This window comes from Stenotrophomonas sp. YJH_SMC_32 (genome assembly GCF_059369975.1).
In genome coordinates, this window is the sequence record NZ_JCAFTE010000004.1 from 132,293 (window position 1) to 149,621 (window position 17,329).

Consider the following 17,329-nt stretch of genomic DNA (forward strand, 5'->3'; position numbering starts at 1 on the left):
GCGGGCACGGCCAGCTTTGCGTATGCTCGGCGCATGTCCCGCCCTGCCACCGACACGGCCCCTGCGGCCGCTACCGAAATGCCCCGCCCACGTGCCTTGTTGGCCTGGCGCGTGCTGGCGATGGTCTACGACGCACTGCCGGTGCTGGCGCTGTGGATGCTGGCCGGCACGCTGTTCACCCTCGCCTACACCTTCAGCGGCCACGCGCAACGCGAGAACATCGCGCCGTTCAGTGCCTGGCAGTGGCTGCTTTGGGCGGTGTGCTGGGCGATCACGGGCTGGTACGCGACGGCCAGCTGGCGCCGCGGTGGACAGACCCTGGGCATGCGCCCGTGGCGGCTGACAGTGCGATCAATCGATGGCACGCCGTTGCGGCGCGGCCAGTTGTGGCTGCGCTTTGCGGTGGGCACGCTGTCCCTGCTGCTGGGCGGACTGGGATTCTGGTGGGCGTGGGTCGACCGCCAACGCCTGACCTGGCACGACCGCGCCAGCGGTACCCGCCTGGTGCGGATGCCGAAACGGTAAGGCGCTGTCTGTAGCGCCGAGCCCGTGCTCGGCTGCTTTCCGCACTGTACGTGACAGCCGAGCACAGGCTCGGCTCTACAACAATCAGAATCAGCCCGACTTGCGCCGGAACAGAAGTCCGGATACCGCCAGCATCACGATCGGCGGCAACGCGTAGGCAATGCGGTAATCGAACTTCAGCGCGCCGGCCATGCGGCCGAAGAACAGCTGCAGCAGCCAGAAGCCCAATGCGAACAGGATGCCCAGGAACAAGCGCTTGCCCATGCCGCCGCTGCGCAGCGATCCGAACGCGAACGGCACCGCCGCCAGGCACAGGGCCAGCACGTTCACCGGATAGAACCAGCGGCTCCAGTACACATCCTCGAAATCGCGCGCGTCCAGCCCGTTGCGTTCGCGGTAGGCAATGCTGGTGCTCAGCTCGGACACGCTGAGGTTGCGCGGCTTGGCGATACCGGTCGCCAGCGCGGCCGGGTCCAACTTCGAGTTCCAGGGCTCACGTGCCACTTCCTGACGGGTTGCCGAGCGCTCGCCAAAGGTGTCGCGGCGCACGCCGGTCAACACCCAGCCGTCCTTGTCGTGCTCGGCGGTGGCGGCATGGGTCAACGAGGCGATCTTGCCGTCTTCGGCGACCCGGTACAGGCGCACATCACGCAGGATCAGCCGCGTGCCCTTGTCGCCCACCAGCTGCTCCTCGCCGCTCTGCGCATTGAGGAAGGTGTCGCCTTCGCGTGCCCACAGCCCCGAGTAACGGGTAGTGGCAATATCCCGCCCCCATTTGGCGCTGGATTTCAGCGCATCGGCACGGTCCTGGCCCCACGGGCCCAGCGTCTCGGCGCTGAGCACCATCACCGCGGTCAGCAGCGACAGCGCAATCGCCACCGATACGCTCAGGCGCTTGCGCGACAGGCCCAGGGCACGCAGTGCGGTCAGCTCCGAGGTCGCGGCCAGCTGGCCCAGGCCCATCAGTGCGCCGATCACCGCGGCCGTCGGGAACATCGTGTAGGCGCGGCGCGGCACGGTGTACAGCACCCACGCGGCGGCATGGCCCAGGGTGTAGCCGTTCTTGCCGATGTCCTTGAACTCGCCGGAGAAGGCCATCACCACGTCCAGGCCCACCAGCACCGCCCAGGTCAGCAGCACGGTGGTGAACACCGACCGGCCCAGGTACAGGTCGAAACGCATCGGGCGCAGCCTCATGCGCGGGCTCCCTTCGGGCGGGCCAGGCGGCCATCACGTACATACATCCAGATCGCCAGCGCCAGCAGCGGCAGGGTCAGCCACCACAGGCCGAGCGCGGCCGGGATCTTGCCGTTGGCGATCCAGCCGCTGCCGATGAACATCAGGTTGGTGCCCACCATGTAGGCCAGCAGGGCCAGCATCATGCGTCCATAGCGCTGCTGGCGCGGCGAGCTGCGGCCCAGCGGCACGGTCAGCAGGGCAAACGCCAGCGCAATCAGCGGCGGCGCCAGGCGGCGGTGCAGCTGTGCCTGTGCCTGCGGCCGCGCATCTCCGATCAACTGCAGGGTCGGCATCAGTTCGGGATCATCCTCGGTGCGGGTCTGTGCGCCATCGGGCAGGGCCACGTCGTTGCGGGCGAAGGTCGCCAGCCGGTAATTCAGCCCAGCGGCCACCGGGCCTTCCACCTGGTGGCCATCATCCAGCTCCAGGAAACGCTGGCGGGTGCCCTCGAAGTACATGCGGCCACTGTTGGCCGACACCACTTCCAGGCGATCGTCCTTCTGCCGCTGCATGAACACCTTGCCCAGCTCGGTGCCGTCAGGCGAGATCGAGGACAGGTAGACCACGCCGCCATTGGGCAGCGGCGTGAACCGGCCCGGCTCCAGGCCGGCCATCAGCACGCTGCGGTTGGCCTCGATGATCATCTGCTCGGCCACCCGGCCTGCCCACGGGCCCAGCCACAGCGAGCAGGCGCCGACCAGCAGCACCACCGGCACCACCAGCATCAGCAGCGGCCGCAGCAGTCGCTTGGGGCCGACACCAATGGCGGTGATGACCGCCATTTCCGAGTCGCGGTACAGCCGCGCCACGGCCAGCAGCAGGCCCAGCATCAGTGCCAGCGGCAGGATCAGCGGCAGGTAGGCGATGAACTGCAGGCCCAGCTGGGAGAACAGCAGCTTGGCTGGCAGGCGTCCGTCGGCGATGTTGCCGAGGATGTCCACCAGCACGCCGCCCACGCTGACCACCAGCAGGACGATCAGGGTAGCCAGGAAACTCTGGACGAAATCGCCCAGCAGGTATCGGTCGAGCTTCAGCATGGGGCGGTGGTTTAAACTCTGGGGTTCGTTCGCGGTGCCGCCCAGTCTACTGTCTGGGCGTAAACGGCCTGCGATTGTACGGACTCGCCAATGGAATCTGCTCAATGGCCCTCGAATTCACCCTGAACCACGTTGCTCCGGCCGCCGCCACCGTTGATTGCCTGGTGGTCGGCGCGTATGCCGACCATACCCTGACCCCGGCCGCGCAGGCCCTGGATGCCGCCAGCGGTGGCCGCCTGGCGGCCCTGGCCGAGCGTGGCGACCTGTCCGGCAAGACCGGCGCAACCACCCTGCTGCACGACCTGCCGGGCGTAACCGCCCCGCGCGTGCTGGTGGTCGGCCTCGGTGAAGCCGCCCGTTTCGGCGTGCCGCAGTACCTGAAGGCCGTGGGCGACGCCGTGCGCGCGCTGAAGGCCGGTGCTGCCCGCAGCGCACTGTTCACCCTGTCCGAAGTGGCGGTGAAGGACCGCGACGCGGCCTGGGCGATCCGTCAGGCGGTGATCGCCGCCGATCACGCCGCCTACCGGTATACCGCCACTCTGGGCAAGAAGAAGGCCGACGACGCCGGTCTGACCCAGCTGGCCATCGCCGGTGACGACGCGCAGGCGCTGGCTCAGGGCCAGGCCATTGCCGCCGGCGTCGAGTTCGCCCGTGAGCTGGGCAACCTGCCGCCCAACTACTGCACCCCGGCCTATCTGGCCGACGTGGGCGTGAAGTTCGCCGGCGAGCACGAGGGTGCCGAAGCCGAGATCCTCGACGAGCACCAGATGGAAGCGCTGGGCATGGGCTCGCTGCTGGCCGTGGCCCGTGGCTCGGCCAACCGCCCGCGCCTGGTCGTGCTGAAGTGGAACAATGGCGGTGACGCCAAGCCGTACGTGCTGGTCGGCAAGGGCATCACCTTCGATACCGGTGGCGTCAACCTGAAGACCCAGGGCGGCATCGAGGAAATGAAGTACGACATGTGCGGTGGCGCCAACGTCATCGGCACCTTCGTCGCTGCGGTCAAGGCCAAGCTGCCGCTGAACCTCGTCGTGGTGGTCCCGGCGGTGGAAAACGCCATTGATGGCAACGCCTATCGTCCGTCGGACGTGATCACCTCGATGTCGGGCAAGACCATCGAAGTGGGCAACACTGACGCCGAAGGCCGCCTGATCCTGTGCGACGCGCTGACCTACGCGCAGCGCTTCGAGCCGGCCGCGCTGGTCGACGTCGCCACCCTGACCGGTGCCTGCATGGTCGCCCTGGGCCACCAGACCGCCGGCCTGATGAGCAAGCACGACGACCTGGCCAACGAGCTGCTGGCCGCCGGCGAGCACGTGTTCGACCGCGCCTGGCGCCTGCCGCTGTGGGACGAGTATCAGCCGATGCTGGATTCGAGCTTCGCCGACGTCTACAACATCGGTGGCCGCTGGGCCGGCGCGATCACCGCCGGCTGCTTCCTGTCGCGCTTCGCCGAAGGCCAGCGCTGGGCCCATCTGGACATCGCCGGCGTGGCCAGCGATGAAGGCAAGCGTGGCATGGCCACCGGCCGCCCGGTCGGCCTGCTGAGCCAGTGGCTGCTGGACCAGGCCGCCCGCGCCTGATGCCGTACCCGACCCTGGCCGGCAGACGCCGGCCGGGGCCTCGCCCGGCACTGCCGGGCCCCTGCCTGACCCGGACCCTGCCATGCCCCGCGCCGACTTCTACCTGATCGCCAAGCCCCGCTTCCTGACCGAGCCGCTGCGCCTGGTCTGTGAGCTGGCGCGCAAGGCCAACGACGCCGGGTTGTTCACCCTGGTGCTGGCCCGTGACCAGGCCCAGGCCGAGGAGCTGGACGAGCTGCTGTGGGCGTTCGACAACGACGCCTACATCCCGCACCAGATCGCCGGCGAAGACATGGACGAGGAAGAGGCCCTGGTACTGATCGCGGTACCCGGCACCGAGGCACCGGCGCGTCCGCTGGTGATCAACCTGCGCGACGAGCCCTGGCTGGGCCAGTGCGAGCGCGTGCTGGAAGTGGTGCCGGCCGATCCGGAAGCGCGCGAACCGCTGCGCGAGCGCTGGCGCCAGTACAAGGCCGCCGGTTACGACCTGAACAAGCACGACATGTGAGCGCGCGCCGGCCCCCTTGATGGGCCGCCGCCGCGCCCTGATCCTTCAACGATTACCTCCTGGTTCCCCCGCATGACCCAACTCGCCTCCAGCTACGACCCGAAGTCCTTCGAGACCGACCTCTACGAGGCCTGGGAGAAGGCCGGCCACTTCAAGCCGTCCGGCACGGGCGAGCCGTACACCATCCTGCTGCCGCCGCCGAACGTGACCGGCACCCTGCACATGGGCCACGCCTTCCAGCAGACCCTGATGGACGCGCTGGTGCGCTACCACCGCATGCGCGGCTACGACACGCTGTGGCAGGTCGGTACCGACCACGCCGGCATCGCCACCGAAATGGTGGTCAGCCGCAACCTGGCGCTGGAAGGCAAGGGCGAGACCCGCGATTCGCTGGGCCGCGAGGGCTTCATCGGCAAGGTCTGGGAGTGGAAGCAGCAGTCCGGCGACACCATCGAACGCCAGATGCGTCGCCTTGGCACCTCCGCCGACTGGTCGCGCAGCACCTTCACCATGGACCCGCAGCCGTCGGCGGCGGTCAATGAAGCCTTCGTGCGCTGGTACGAGCAGGGCCTGATCTACCGCGGCCAGCGCCTGGTGAACTGGGACCCGGTGCTGAAGACCGCCATTTCCGACCTGGAAGTGGAGAGCGCCGAGGAAGACGGCTTCCTGTGGTCGATCGCCTACACGCTGGACGAAGGCCTGAGCTACGAGCACGTCGAGCGCGATGCCGACGGCGTGGAAACCCTGCGAGAAACCCGCGACTACCTGGTCGTTGCCACCACCCGCCCGGAAACCCTGCTGGGCGATACCGCGGTGATGGTGCACCCGGAAGACGAGCGTTACGCGCACCTGATCGGCAAGAGCGTGGTGCTGCCGCTGACTGGCCGCCGCGTGCCGGTGATCGCCGACGACTACGTGGACCGCGCGTTCGGCACCGGCGTGGTCAAGGTCACCCCGGCGCATGATTTCAACGACTACGAAGTGGGCGTGCGCCACAGCCTGCCGATGATCAACCTGTTCACCCCGGTGGCGGCGCTGAACGAAAACGCGCCGGAACGCTTCCAGGGCCTGGACCGCTATGAAGCGCGCAAGGCCGTGCTGGCCGAACTGGAAGACCTGGGCATCCTGGTCGAGACCAAGGCGCACAAGCTGCAGGTGCCGCGCGGCGACCGTACCGGCCAGGTGATCGAGCCGTACCTGACCGACCAGTGGTTCGTGAAGATGGACGACCTGGCCAAGCGTGGCCTGGAACTGGTCGAGGACGGAAGCATTTCCTTCGTGCCGCCGAACTGGATCAACACCTACCGCCACTGGATGAACAACATCCAGGACTGGTGCATCAGCCGCCAGCTGTGGTGGGGCCACCGTATCCCGGCGTGGTTCGATGCCGCCACCGGCAACTGCTACGTCGGTCGCAGCGAAGAGGACGTGCGCGCGAAGCACAACCTGGGCAGCGACGTGGTGCTGAACCAGGAAAGCGACGTGCTGGAGACCTGGTTCTCCTCGCAGCTGTGGCCGTTCTCCACCCTGGGCTGGCCGAATGAGCAGGCCATGGCCGAGCGCGGCTTCGACCGCTACCTGCCATCGTCGGTGCTGATCACCGGCTTTGACATCATCTTCTTCTGGGTGGCGCGCATGATCATGGCCACCGACAACCTGGTCGGGAAGATCCCGTTCAAGGACGTCTACTTCACCGGCCTGATCCGCGACGGCCAGGGCCAGAAGATGTCCAAGAGCAAGGGCAACGTGCTCGACCCGCTGGACATCATCGACGGCATCACCATCGACGACCTGGTCGCCAAGCGCACCGGCGGCCTGATGCAGCCGAAGATGGTCGAGAAGATCGAGAAGGCCACCCGCAAGGAATTCCCGGACGGCATCGCCGCCCACGGTGCCGACGCGCTGCGCTTCACCATCGCCGCGCTGGCCACCCACGGCCGCGACATCAAGTTCGACATGAACCGCGCCGAGGGCTACAAGAACTTCTGCAACAAGCTGTGGAACGCCAGCCGCTTCGCCCTGATGAACACCGAAGGCGCTGCGTTCACCGGCGTGCCCAAGCCGCGCACCGATGCCGAGCGCTGGATCCTCGCGCGCCTGGCCGCCACCACCGCCGAAGCTCAGGGCCATTTCGCCGCGTATCGCTTCGACCTGCTGGCGCAGTGCCTGTACGAGTTCGCCTGGAACGCGTTCTGCGACTGGTTCCTGGAGCTGAGCAAGCCGGCCTTGAACGGTGCCGACGCGGCTGATGCCGAAAGCACCCGCCACACCTTGCTGTACGTGCTGGAAGCACTGCTGCGCCTGCTGCACCCGCTCACGCCGTTCATCACCGAACAGCTGTGGCAGCAGCTGGCCCCGCGCCTGGGCCTGGTCGAAACCACGCTGTCGCTGCGCCCTTACCCGACCGCCGCCGAATTCGCCGGTGATTTCGCCCAGGCCGAGGCCGACGTGGAATGGCTGAAGGCGGTGATCAGTGCCGTGCGCCGCGTGCGCAGTGAGCTGAACGTCGCACCGTCCAAGCTGGTGCCGCTGCGCCTGCAGGCCGGCCTGGCACAGGACCGCGTGCGTATTGAACGCTTCAGCGCTTCGCTGTCGTTCCTGCTGAAGCTGGACAGCATCCAGTGGCTGGCCGAAGGCGAAAGCGCACCGCCGGCGGCCGCCGCGATCGTGGGCGAGCTGAAGCTGCTGGTGCCGCTGGAAGGCCTGGTCGATCTCGATGCCGAGCGCGTGCGCCTGGACAAGGAAATCGCTCGCGTCGAAGCCGAAAAGGAGAAGAGCGAGACCAAGCTGGCCAAGTTCACCGACAAGGTGCCGCCGGCCGTGGTCGAGCAGGAGCGCGTGCGCCTGGCCGACTGGAACACCCAGCTGGCCGGCCTGCGCGAACAGCGCGCGAAGCTGTAACGCCGCGCTCTGGTGCGTGCCAACCAAGGTTGGCACCTACCACGCCGGGAGAGGTTGGCACCCACCCAAGCGAAATGGGAAACGCCGGGCGATGCCCGGCGTTTCCATTTCCCCCGCATGGCATCATCGCCGGATGCCTCTTTCGATCTTCCTGCTGGTTCTCGCCGCTGCGGCACTGCATGCCAGCTGGAATGCGATCGTCAAGCGCGGGCCGGACAAGTTCCTCGGCACCGTGCTGGTCACCGGCAGCGCCGCGCTGCTGTCGGCCGCCGCCCTGCCCTTCCTGCCTTTTCCCGCCGCGCACAGCTGCCCCTGGCTGGGCGCATCGGTGCTGTTGCAGGTGACCTATTACGGGCTGGTCGCACGCTGTTACCAGCAGGTCGACATGAGCCTGGCCTACCCGCTGATGCGTGGCAGCGCGCCGATCCTGGTCGCACTGGCGGGCACCCTGCTCGGTGAACCATTGCCCGCTGCAGCGTGGCTGGGTGTGGTGCTGGTGAGCACCGGCATCCTGTGCATGGCAGTGGGTGCGCGTAGCGGCCAACTGCGCCTGCCGCTGCTGACCGCAGCGATGATCGCCACCTACACGCTGGTCGATGCGCAGGGTGCGCGCCAGTCCGGCAGCGCGCTCAGCTACACGCTGTGGTTGTTCCTGCTGTCGGGCGTTCCGCTGCCGCTGTGGGCGTTGTACACGCGCGGCGGCGCGGTACTGGACTATGCGCGGCAGCATTGGCCGCTGGGACTGGCCGGTGGCGTCGGCACCACCGCCTCCTATGCGATGGCGTTGTGGGCCATGACCCAGGCGCCGGTGGCGATGATCTCGGCGCTGCGCGAATCCTCGATCCTGTTCGCGCTGCTGATCTCGGTGTTCCTGCTGCGCGAACGGATACCACGCGCGCGCTGGCTGGCAGCGTCGCTCATCGTCGGTGGCGTGCTGGCGTTGCGCCTGGCGTGATGGGCGCGTTGGTAGTGCCGGCCGCTGGCCGGCAACCCGTCTGCGTCACAGCGGCGGCATCACCTGCAGGTCGCCGTCGACCAGCTCGATCGCCATCACCACCGCGTCCTCGCGGCCCTGTGCGGCCGGATAGTAACGCGGGCGGCGGCCGATCTCGTTGAAGCCTTCGCTGTGGTACAGCGCCAGCGCCGGCGTGTTGGACGGACGCACCTCCAGGAAGACGCGCTGGGCACCACGGTCGGCGGCCAGTTGCACCATCGCGCGCAGCAGCTGGCGGCCCAGCCCGCGCGACTGTGCCAGCGGGTCGATGCAGATGTTGAGCACGTGCGCTTCATCCGCGGCGATGCTGAGCACGCCATAGCCGACCAGCAGGCCATCGCGCTCCATCGCCAGGCCGGGATAGCCGGCGCGCAGGCAGTCGATGAAAATGCCGCGGGTCCAGGGAAAAGGATAGCCCCGCAGCTCGATCGCCATCACGGCATTGAGGTCGCTCTCGCGCAGCGCACGCAGGCTGACCGGGCCGGGCCGGGTCACCGCGCTCACCGCGCACCCCGCTTGCGCAGGGCACGCAGCTGCGGCCACAGCGCACGCTTGGCGGCCGGGTCACGGCGCAGCTGGTCCAGCGGCCAGCTGTCCATCAGCACCTGCGTCGCCGGGTCGTTCGGGTTGCAGCCGGACGCGCGCAGCAGCGCGATCTGCAGGCGATCGGGCAGGCGTACCACCGGCTGTCGTGCGTTGCCGCTGGGCAGCGGGCGCTCAGCCGCCGGCACGGTATCCGGGGCACTGACCGGCGTTTCGCGGCGCGGCGGAGCCGGGCGTTCCGCGCGTACTGCGGTCGCCGTCGCGGCGCGGGCGTCGCGCGGCGGCACAGCGGCCCGCACCGGCTCCGGTTCCGGCGGGGCAACACTGGCCTCGGCTTCGGCCACGCTCAACTGCAATGCGGCATCCAGCTCGGCGGCCAGCTGGCCGTCGTGATAGACGGTATAGCCCATGGCCTGCAGCCAGGCCTGCTGGGCCGGCGACCACAGCACGGGCAGGTCCTGGCTCACGCGGCCTCGGGCTTCTTGCGCAGGCGCTGCACGGCCCACATCACCGGGCCGGACAGGGCGTACAGGATCCCGACCGCGAACAGCACGCGCGGCAGGTCGATCACCGCGATGGCAATGGCGACCGGCACCAGCGCCAGCACCAGGAACGGCACGCGATCCGAACGGGTGCCCTTGGCCGCGCCGCCCTTGAAGCTCCAGAAACGGATACGGCTGACCATCAGCAGCGCAGCGATGATCGTCACCGCCAGCGCCACGTAGCGCAGCTGGTTGCCATCCCAGCCCAGGTTGCCGTCGGCGAACGCCCAGACGAAGGACATCATCAGGCCCGCTGCGGCCGGGCTGGCCAGGCCAACGAACCAGCGCTTGTCGACCACCGCCACCTGCGTGTTGAAGCGGGCCAGGCGCAGTGCCGCGCAGGCCGCATACAGGAAGGCCACGGCCCAGCCGACGCGGCCGAGCAGCGGATCATCGAACTTCAGCCACGACAGCGACCAGTGGTACATCACCAGCGCCGGGGCCATGCCGAAGCTGACCAGGTCGGCCAGCGAGTCGTACTGCACGCCGAATTCGCTGCTGGTACCGGTCAGGCGCGCCACGCGCCCGTCCAGGCCATCCATCACCGCCGCCACGAACACGGCGATGCTGGCATTGACGAAATCCCCGTTGGCCGCGGCGATGATCGCGTAGAAACCGGCGAACAGGCCGGCGGTGGTGAACAGGTTGGGCAGCAGGTAAATCGTGCGCGAGCGCGGCGGCGGTGTGATCGGGTCCATGGAATCCAGTTTAATCGACTTGCCAGTGCTCGGCGCCAATGCTGCAATCGGCGTTCTACGCCCATTCCGTGGAGTTTGCCATGCGTGCCCTGTCCTGCCTTGGATGCCTGCTGCTGTTGGCCAGTGCCAACGCCGTGGCCGGTCCCGTCTACAAATGGAAGGACGCCCATGGCGTGACCCAGTACTCGGAGACCCCACCGGCGGGCAAGAAGTACGAGACCCGCGAGCAGGCCCGCACCCCGCAGGCCGCGGCCAGCACCGAGACCCCGGCCGCGCCGGTTCCCGAGCAGTGCAGCACGGCCCGGGCCAACCTGGCCCTGCTGGACGGCGGTGGCCAGGTGATGCAGGACACCGATGGTGATGGCAAGGCCGATACCCCGTTGACCCCGGAGCAGCACACCGCGCAGAAGGGATTGGCGGAGGCGGCCATCAAGGCTTACTGCCCACCGGCCGGTTAAGGGTATCGGCAGGGCTGCGCCCTGCACCTGCCGAGGCTGCAAGCAACGGCAACGTCAAAAGCGGGCATTCCGTGGAATGGCGGGGCGGTGTCGGATTGCGGGGACGCCGCAAGTACGTCCATGTAGGCTTGGCAGCCGCATCCATGCGGCTGACACCCCGCAATCCGACACCGCCCCCCCCCCCCGACAGATTTCCGGTGGCCAGTAGATCCACGCCATGCGTGGATGAAATCTGTCGGATCTCGAATTGAATCCGGGGTCAGATCCGTTTTCCTGCGGAAAACGGATCTGACCCCGGGAGCCATTCCGACAGCTCGCAGGAAACTGTCGAAGGCGGGGTGGGTCCGGTTGCGGGAGTGTCCGCGGCATGGATGCCGCGGCCAAGCCCCCATGGATGGGTTTACGGCGTCTCCCGCAACCGGACCCACCCCGCCATCCCACGGGAAACCCGCTGTTGCTTCTGAGGTTGCCGGCCAGCGGCCGGCACTACGGCGGGTGCAGGGCGCAGCCCTGCCGATACCCCTCCCCCCGGCCGGGCTGGCAGAATAGACGTCTCTGCCGTTATCCGAAGCCGACGATGCGCCTCTCCCAGTTCCACCTGCACACCACCAAGGAAACCCCCAGCGACGCCGAGCTGACCAGCCACCGGCTGATGCTGCGCGCGGGCATGATCCGCAAGCTGGCATCGGGCCTGTACATCTGGTCGCCGCTGGGCCTGCGCGTGCTGCGCAAGGTCGAGCGCATTGTTCGCGAGGAAATGGACCGGGCCGGCGCGGTGGAATTCCAGATCCCGACCATCCAGCCGAAGGAACTGTGGGAGCAGACCGGCCGCTGGCAGAAGTTCGGCCCGCAGCTGCTGAAGATCAAGGACCGCAAGGACCAGGTGTTCTGCTACAGCCCGACCGCCGAAGAAGCCGCCTGCGACTTCGCGCGCAGCGAGCTGTCCAGCTACAAGCAGCTGCCGGTGAACTTCTACCAGATTCAGACCAAGTTCCGCGACGAGATCCGCCCGCGCTTCGGCGTGATGCGCGCGCGCGAATTCCTGATGAAGGACGCCTATTCGTTCCACCTGCACGATGAGTGCCTGGTGCGCGAGTACGAGAACATGAAGTCGGCCTACAGCCGCATCTTCACCCGCCTCGGCCTGGACTTCCGCATGGTGCAGGCGGACTCCGGCGCGATCGGCGGCGATGCCTCGCAGGAATTCCACGTGATCGCCGATTCCGGCGAAGACGCCCTGGTGTTCTCCACCGGTTCGGACTACGCGGCGAACATGGAGGCGGCGATCGCCGCCGATCCGGCACCGCGTGCGGCCGCCACCGAAACAATGCGCAAGGTGGATACCCCCACCCAGAAGACCTGCGAGGACGTCGCGGCCCTGCTCGGCATCGACCTGCAGCGCACGGTGAAGTCGGTGGCACTGATCGCCGGCGAAGGCGAGGCACAGCAGTTCGTGCTGGTGCTGGTGCGTGGCGACCATGAGGTCAACGAGATCAAGCTGGCCAAGGTGGCCGGGCTGGACGAGCAACGCTTCGCCAGCGAGGCGGAAATCGCCGAGCACCTGGGCAGCGTGCCAGGCTTCCTCGGCCCGGTCGCGCCGGCCAAGGCCATCCGCGTGGTCGCCGATCGCGAAGTGGCGGCAATGGCCGACTTCGTCGTCGGCGCCAACGAGGCCGGTTTCCACCTGGCCGGCGTCAACTGGGGCCGCGACCTGCCGGAACCGGAAGTGGCCGACATCCGCAACGTGCGTGCCGGCGATCGTGCCGTGGACGGCGGTGAACTGAAGATCGCCCGTGGCATCGAAGTCGGCCACGTGTTCCAGCTCGGCCGCAAGTACGCCGAAGCGCTGGATGCCACCGTGCTGGATGAAAACGGCAAGGCGGCGGTGATGGCGATGGGTTGCTACGGCATCGGTATCTCGCGCGTGGTGGCTGCCGCGATCGAACAGAACCATGACGATGCCGGCATCATCTGGCCGGACGCGATGGCGCCGTGGCAGATCGTGGTGTGCGTGATCAACCCGAAGGGCGATGCCGCCGTGGCCGACGCTGCAGCCAATCTGCTGAATGAGCTGCGCGACGCTGGCCTGGACGCCGCGCTCGACGATCGCGGCCTGCGCCCGGGCGCGATGTTCGCCGACATGGAACTGATCGGCATCCCGCACCGCGTGGTGGTCAGCGAACGCGGCCTGGCCGCCGGTACCTACGAGTACCGCTCGCGCCGCGCCAGCGAGGCGGAGAGCCTGGACAAGGCCACCCTGCTGCAGCGACTGCAGGGCTGACGTGGAAAGACCGGGGCCTGCCCCGGTCTTTTTTTTCTGCCCGCGGCCTTCGCCGATATTGCAGCGGACATAATCCGGTCAAAATCGCCGCCACGGCGCTGGTATGCCGCCACGGCATGTCCTGCCTGCATTTGTGCTGTGATTAATTCATCTCTATTCTGTCCGCCGACGCCATGGACTGGCTTGTCCCGTCCACACATTAGTTTCCGGAGTAACCGTAAATGAGCATTGACCTGACCGGCCTGTCAGCACGCGAGCTGGGCGCCCTGATCCGTACCGCCAAGAAGCAGCAGACCATCGTCGCCAAGCGCCGGCCGATCACCAAGGTGCGCGCCCAGCTGACCAAGCTGGCCAAGACCGAGGGCTACACCATCGAGGAACTGTTCGGCGACGCCCCGGCCCCGCGCGCGCGCAAGGTGGCCAAGGTCGCCAAGGCACCGTCGAAGACCGCCGGCCGCAAGCTGGGCAAGGTTGCCCCGAAGTACCGCAACCCGGCCAACCCCAAGGAAACCTGGACCGGCCGTGGCAAGCAGCCGCGCTGGATGGCTGAACTGACCGCCAAGGGCAACAAGAAGCCGGAAGATTTCCTGATCAAGAAGGCCTGAGGCCGAATCGGGGAGCAATGAAAAACGCCGGCGAAAGCCGGCGTTTCCTGTATGTTGAGCCGAGCCCACGCTCGGCTATCCATATGCAAAGCCGAACATGGGCTCGGCTCTATAGTGTCTTGCGCGCCGGCATCAGCAGGTTGCCGAACAGCAGGCCCGCCACCAGCGCCATCACCACGTTCAGAACGGTGAGGAACACGCTCTGGCCGGCGCCCACGTCCTGCTGCTGGACCAGGGTCAGCACGCCACGCAGGCTGGTGCTGCCGGGCACCATCATGATGATGCCCGGCAGGCGGATGATCGCGCCCGGACGCCCGACCAGGCGACCGAACAGGTTGCCACCGGCGGTCAGCAGCATTGCCGACAGGAAGATACCGGCCGGTGCGCCCCAGGCGTGGCCGCCAAACTTGGAGATCGCATAACCGGCCACCGAGGCGGCAATCACCCACGGATAATCGCGGCGATTGGCCTTGAACAGCATCGCGAAGGCAAATGCGGCGGTCAGCAGCGAGCCCCATTCCACCCACGGCCCCTGCGGCCGCGCGGCCCGGATCACCGGATCCAGGCCGAGCACATCGGCCAGGGTCACCGCGATCATCGCGCCGACGCTGAGCTTCATGATGGTGGTCAGCGCGCCGGCAAAGCGCGCGGTACCCGATACCCAGTGCTGGCTGGCCAGCTCATTGACCGCATTGGTCAGCGACATGCCGGGCAGCAGCACCACCAGCGAGGCGATGATCACCGTATTGAGGTTGAGCGCACCAATGAACGACGCGACCAGGGTGGCGACCATGCCGGCCAGCAGCGCGGCCAGTGCCTCGGCGGCTTCGCGGGTGGCCGGGCGGCGATCGGTGACCATGCCGAGCAGGCCGATCATCAGGCCGATGACACCGGCGGTGGCGATGTCCAGCCACGGCAGCTTCCACATGCCCGCCACGCCCGCCGCGCCGAGGGTGAACGACAGGATGGTGCGCAGCTTGCCGCGCCGGCCCGGATCCTTGTCCAGCTGGCGCAGCGCAGTGTGGCCCTGGGCGATGCTCATCCGCCCGTTGGACACTTCTTCGGCGATGTGGTCGGCAACGCTGAGCTTGTGCAGGTCGTTCTCACCCGGTGCCAGGCGGATCACGCGGGTGATGTCGCTGGAGCCGATCGCCTGGGCCGGATCGCTGAAGCTGAGGATGATGCCGGTGGGATTCGACCACGGTTCACAATCCAGATCGAGCTGGCGGGCCAGTGCAACCACCGCCGTTTCCAGGCGCTGGGCCGTGGTGCCATAGCTGTGCAGGCGTCCGGCGATCTCGGAAACGAAGGCCACGCGCTGTGCGTAGGTGGCCTGGGGCGTGGGGATCGTGTGAGCATCTGCGGACATGCGCCGTAGTATTACCTACGCTGGGGCCCACCGGAGAAATTCATCCGAGTTCGACGCGAAGCCCGATACAGAACGGTTATGCTGCGACCCGAATGGCCCAAGTGACCCCGAACCACGCCCCCCAGCTCGAACAGGATGCCCACGACCCGGGCCTGATCCGCCTGTCCGGCACCTGGACCTTGAAGACCGCGCTGGCCGCGGCCGAGGTCCTGCACGGCGTTCCCGAAAAGCTGACCGGCATCGATGCCACCGGCATCGAGCAGCTCGATTCCGCCGGCGTGCTGCAGGTACTGCGCGTGGCCCATCGCGCCGACCTCCACGAAGACGCACTGCAGTTCCGCCCGGACCACCAGGCGCTGGTGTGCACCATCGAGGAAGTGGCCGACGACCGGCCCAAGGCCAAGCGCGATTTCGGCGTGCTGGCCGCGCTGGAGCGGCTGGGTGTCAGCGTCCACGCCACCGGCCACAACATCAAGGCCCTGTGCAGTTTCCTCGGCGAGAACCTGGTCAAGGCGGCGCGGCTGGTCAAGGAACCCCGCCGCTTCCGGCTGACCGCCACCGTGCATCAGATGGAGCAGGTCGGGCTGGATGCGGTGCCGCTGGTGGCGCTGTTGTCCTACCTGGTGGGTGCGGTGATCGCGTTCCTCGGCTCGACCATCCTGCGCGACTTCGGCGCCGAGATCTACGTGGTCGAGCTGGTCAACATCGCTTTCCTGCGCGAGTTCGCCGTGCTGCTGACCGCGATCGTGCTGGCCGGCCGTACCGCCAGCGCCTTCACCGCGCAGATCGGTGCGATGAAGGCACGCGAGGAGATCGATGCGATGCGTACGCTGGGCCTGGACCCGGTCGACCTGCTGGTGCTGCCACGCTTGCTGGCGCTGCTGGTCACCCTGCCCTTGCTGACCTTCATCGCGATGATCGCCGGCCTGGCCGGCGGCATCACCGTCGGTGCGTTCGACCTCGACATCCCGCCGCAGATGTACATCGCGCGCATGCACGAGACGATGGAAGTGCGGCACCTGCTGGTGGGCCTGTCGAAGGCGCCGGTATTCGCCCTGGTGATCGGCCTGATCGGCTGCCTGGAGGGTCTGAAGGTCGAGGGCACCGCGCAGTCGGTCGGCGAGCGCACCACCTCCAGCGTGGTGCAGACGATCTCGCTGGTGATCATCATCGACGCCTTCGCGGCGTTGTGGTTCATGCACATGGACTGGTGACATGAGCACATCCGCCCTCCCCGAATCCATCGACATGCGCGACGACCAGGGCCACGAACTGGCCATCCGCGTGCGTGGCCTGGTCAACCGGTTCGGCAGCCAGACCGTGCACGAAGACCTGGATCTGGACGTACGCCGCGGCGAGATCCTGGGCGTGGTCGGCGGCTCCGGCACCGGCAAGTCGGTGCTGATGCGCTCGATCCTCGGCCTGCGTGTGCCGGATGCTGGGCAGATCGAAGTCCTCGGCCGCGATGCGCGTGCCGACGACGCCGAGAGCCGCCTGCACATCGAACGCAATACCGGCGTGCTGTTCCAGGACGGTGCCCTGTTCTCGTCGCTGACCGTGGGTGAGAACGTCCAGGTTCCATTGAAGGAACACCACCGCGAACTGCCCGAGCGCTGGCACTACGAACTGGCGCTGCTGAAAGTGAAACTGGCCGGCCTGCCCGCCGACGCGATCAACAAGCTGCCTTCGCAGCTGTCCGGCGGCATGCGCAAGCGCGCCGGCCTGGCCCGGGCGCTGGCGCTGGATCCGCCGTTGCTGTTCCTGGACGAACCCACCGCCGGCCTCGACCCGATCGGCGCGGCGGCGTTCGACCGCCTGATCAAGACGCTGCAGGAAGCGCTGGGGCTGACCGTGTTCCTGATCACCCACGACCTGGACACGCTGTATGCGATCTGCGACCGGGTAGCGGTGATCGCCGACCGCAAGGTGGTGGCCAACGCCGCCTTGCCCGACATCGAGAAACTGGATCATCCGTGGATCCAGGAATACTTCCACGGACCCCGCGCGCGCGCCGCGCGTGGCGAACAGATCGAGAGTGCCTGAGCC

Annotated in this window: 16 protein-coding genes; 10 read left to right on the forward strand and 6 right to left on the reverse strand. The window is 67.7% G+C overall.

Going from position 1 to position 17,329, the window contains the following annotated elements:
- Nucleotides 1-33 precede the first annotated feature (33 nt).
- Nucleotides 34-525 (forward strand): RDD family protein, encoded by a 492-nt coding sequence (locus AC5P7S_RS08405; protein WP_065179146.1) that lies wholly within the window; start codon nt 34-36, stop codon nt 523-525.
- 90 nt (nt 526-615) lie between these two features.
- Here AC5P7S_RS08405 and lptG read toward each other — a convergent pair whose 3' ends face one another.
- Together lptG and lptF are read right to left on the reverse strand one after the other, a co-directional pair.
- A complete protein-coding gene (gene lptG, locus AC5P7S_RS08410; protein ID WP_049414332.1) occupies nt 616-1,722 on the reverse strand; it encodes an LPS export ABC transporter permease LptG in 1,107 nt (368 codons plus the stop codon).
- On the reverse strand, nt 1,719-2,801 hold the full coding sequence (lptF, locus tag AC5P7S_RS08415; RefSeq protein ID WP_495213621.1) for an LPS export ABC transporter permease LptF: 1,083 nt from the start codon (nt 2,799-2,801) through the stop codon (nt 1,719-1,721). The genes lptG and lptF overlap by 4 nt, the downstream gene beginning before the upstream one ends.
- Nucleotides 2,802-2,905: 104 nt before the next feature.
- On the opposite strand from lptF, the gene AC5P7S_RS08420 reads away from it, so the two are divergent.
- The 4 genes from AC5P7S_RS08420 to AC5P7S_RS08435 all read left to right on the forward strand — a co-directional run bounded on the left by AC5P7S_RS08420 (nt 2,906) and on the right by AC5P7S_RS08435 (nt 8,748).
- Nucleotides 2,906-4,384, forward strand: a complete 1,479-nt coding sequence (locus AC5P7S_RS08420; RefSeq protein ID WP_005415212.1) for a leucyl aminopeptidase — start codon at nt 2,906-2,908, stop codon at nt 4,382-4,384.
- Between the two features lie 82 nt (nt 4,385-4,466).
- Nucleotides 4,467-4,892, forward strand: a complete 426-nt coding sequence (locus AC5P7S_RS08425; protein ID WP_005415211.1) for a DNA polymerase III subunit chi — start codon at nt 4,467-4,469, stop codon at nt 4,890-4,892.
- 72 nt (nt 4,893-4,964) lie between these two features.
- Nucleotides 4,965-7,793 carry a valine--tRNA ligase gene (locus AC5P7S_RS08430; protein WP_095378091.1) on the forward strand — a complete coding sequence of 943 codons (2,829 nt, stop codon included), beginning with the start codon at nt 4,965-4,967 and terminating at the stop codon, nt 7,791-7,793.
- A 133-nt stretch (nt 7,794-7,926) separates the two neighbouring features.
- The gene (locus AC5P7S_RS08435; protein WP_095378092.1) at nt 7,927-8,748 is read left to right on the forward strand and encodes an EamA family transporter; all 822 of its coding nucleotides are present in this window, start codon (nt 7,927-7,929) and stop codon (nt 8,746-8,748) included.
- 45 nt (nt 8,749-8,793) lie between these two features.
- Here AC5P7S_RS08435 and rimI read toward each other — a convergent pair whose 3' ends face one another.
- Genes rimI through pssA form a run of 3 tightly spaced genes read right to left on the reverse strand, consistent with a single transcriptional unit; the run spans nt 8,794 to nt 10,570 of the window.
- Nucleotides 8,794-9,291 (reverse strand): ribosomal protein S18-alanine N-acetyltransferase, encoded by a 498-nt coding sequence (rimI, locus tag AC5P7S_RS08440; protein WP_005415208.1) that lies wholly within the window; start codon nt 9,289-9,291, stop codon nt 8,794-8,796.
- On the reverse strand, nt 9,288-9,797 hold the full coding sequence (locus AC5P7S_RS08445) for a hypothetical protein (protein WP_005415207.1): 510 nt from the start codon (nt 9,795-9,797) through the stop codon (nt 9,288-9,290). Before AC5P7S_RS08445 ends, rimI begins: the two co-directional genes overlap by 4 nt.
- Nucleotides 9,794-10,570 (reverse strand): CDP-diacylglycerol--serine O-phosphatidyltransferase, encoded by a 777-nt coding sequence (gene pssA / locus AC5P7S_RS08450; RefSeq protein WP_005415206.1) that lies wholly within the window; start codon nt 10,568-10,570, stop codon nt 9,794-9,796. Before pssA ends, AC5P7S_RS08445 begins: the two co-directional genes overlap by 4 nt.
- An 80-nt stretch (nt 10,571-10,650) precedes the next feature.
- On the opposite strand from pssA, the gene AC5P7S_RS08455 reads away from it, so the two are divergent.
- From AC5P7S_RS08455 to AC5P7S_RS08465, 3 genes are all read left to right on the forward strand, one after another.
- Nucleotides 10,651-11,028, forward strand: coding sequence for a DUF4124 domain-containing protein (locus AC5P7S_RS08455; RefSeq protein WP_032953917.1), 378 nt, complete (start codon nt 10,651-10,653; stop codon nt 11,026-11,028).
- Between the two features lie 577 nt (nt 11,029-11,605).
- Entirely contained in the window at nt 11,606-13,309 is a 1,704-nt protein-coding gene (locus AC5P7S_RS08460; RefSeq protein WP_095378636.1) for a proline--tRNA ligase, read from the forward strand.
- A 221-nt stretch (nt 13,310-13,530) separates the two neighbouring features.
- Nucleotides 13,531-13,914: an H-NS histone family protein gene (locus tag AC5P7S_RS08465; RefSeq protein WP_005415203.1), complete on the forward strand. Its 384-nt coding sequence runs from the start codon at nt 13,531-13,533 to the stop codon at nt 13,912-13,914.
- 109 nt (nt 13,915-14,023) lie between these two features.
- Here the strand turns inward: AC5P7S_RS08465 and AC5P7S_RS08470 are convergent, their stop codons facing one another.
- Complete coding sequence (locus tag AC5P7S_RS08470; RefSeq protein WP_046428410.1) at nt 14,024-15,283, reverse strand: threonine/serine exporter family protein; 1,260 nt, start codon at nt 15,281-15,283, stop codon at nt 14,024-14,026.
- Between the two features lie 92 nt (nt 15,284-15,375).
- On the opposite strand from AC5P7S_RS08470, the gene AC5P7S_RS08475 reads away from it, so the two are divergent.
- Both AC5P7S_RS08475 and AC5P7S_RS08480 read left to right on the forward strand, forming a co-directional pair.
- Entirely contained in the window at nt 15,376-16,497 is a 1,122-nt protein-coding gene (locus tag AC5P7S_RS08475) for an MlaE family ABC transporter permease (protein WP_095378638.1), read from the forward strand.
- A gap of 1 nt (nt 16,498) precedes the next feature.
- A complete protein-coding gene (locus AC5P7S_RS08480; RefSeq protein WP_005415200.1) occupies nt 16,499-17,326 on the forward strand; it encodes an ABC transporter ATP-binding protein in 828 nt (275 codons plus the stop codon).
- Nucleotides 17,327-17,329: the final 3 nt, after the last annotated feature.

What these genes read in the sequence shown, in the direction of transcription:
- AC5P7S_RS08455 (WP_032953917.1), top strand. Translation starts at nt 10,651, where the DNA reads ATGCGTGCCCTGTCCTGCCTTGGATGCCTGCTGCTGTTGGCCAGTGCC.
- AC5P7S_RS08430 (WP_095378091.1), top strand. Translation starts at nt 4,965, where the DNA reads ATGACCCAACTCGCCTCCAGCTACGACCCGAAGTCCTTCGAGACCGAC.
- AC5P7S_RS08460 (WP_095378636.1), top strand. Translation starts at nt 11,606, where the DNA reads ATGCGCCTCTCCCAGTTCCACCTGCACACCACCAAGGAAACCCCCAGC.
- AC5P7S_RS08405 (WP_065179146.1), top strand. Translation starts at nt 34, where the DNA reads ATGTCCCGCCCTGCCACCGACACGGCCCCTGCGGCCGCTACCGAAATG.
- lptG (WP_049414332.1), bottom strand. Translation starts at nt 1,722, where the DNA reads ATGAGGCTGCGCCCGATGCGTTTCGACCTGTACCTGGGCCGGTCGGTG.
- AC5P7S_RS08420 (WP_005415212.1), top strand. Translation starts at nt 2,906, where the DNA reads ATGGCCCTCGAATTCACCCTGAACCACGTTGCTCCGGCCGCCGCCACC.
- AC5P7S_RS08435 (WP_095378092.1), top strand. Translation starts at nt 7,927, where the DNA reads ATGCCTCTTTCGATCTTCCTGCTGGTTCTCGCCGCTGCGGCACTGCAT.
- AC5P7S_RS08480 (WP_005415200.1), top strand. Translation starts at nt 16,499, where the DNA reads ATGAGCACATCCGCCCTCCCCGAATCCATCGACATGCGCGACGACCAG.
- AC5P7S_RS08425 (WP_005415211.1), top strand. Translation starts at nt 4,467, where the DNA reads ATGCCCCGCGCCGACTTCTACCTGATCGCCAAGCCCCGCTTCCTGACC.
- pssA (WP_005415206.1), bottom strand. Translation starts at nt 10,570, where the DNA reads ATGGACCCGATCACACCGCCGCCGCGCTCGCGCACGATTTACCTGCTG.
- lptF (WP_495213621.1), bottom strand. Translation starts at nt 2,801, where the DNA reads ATGCTGAAGCTCGACCGATACCTGCTGGGCGATTTCGTCCAGAGTTTC.
- AC5P7S_RS08465 (WP_005415203.1), top strand. Translation starts at nt 13,531, where the DNA reads ATGAGCATTGACCTGACCGGCCTGTCAGCACGCGAGCTGGGCGCCCTG.
- AC5P7S_RS08475 (WP_095378638.1), top strand. Translation starts at nt 15,376, where the DNA reads ATGGCCCAAGTGACCCCGAACCACGCCCCCCAGCTCGAACAGGATGCC.
- AC5P7S_RS08470 (WP_046428410.1), bottom strand. Translation starts at nt 15,283, where the DNA reads ATGTCCGCAGATGCTCACACGATCCCCACGCCCCAGGCCACCTACGCA.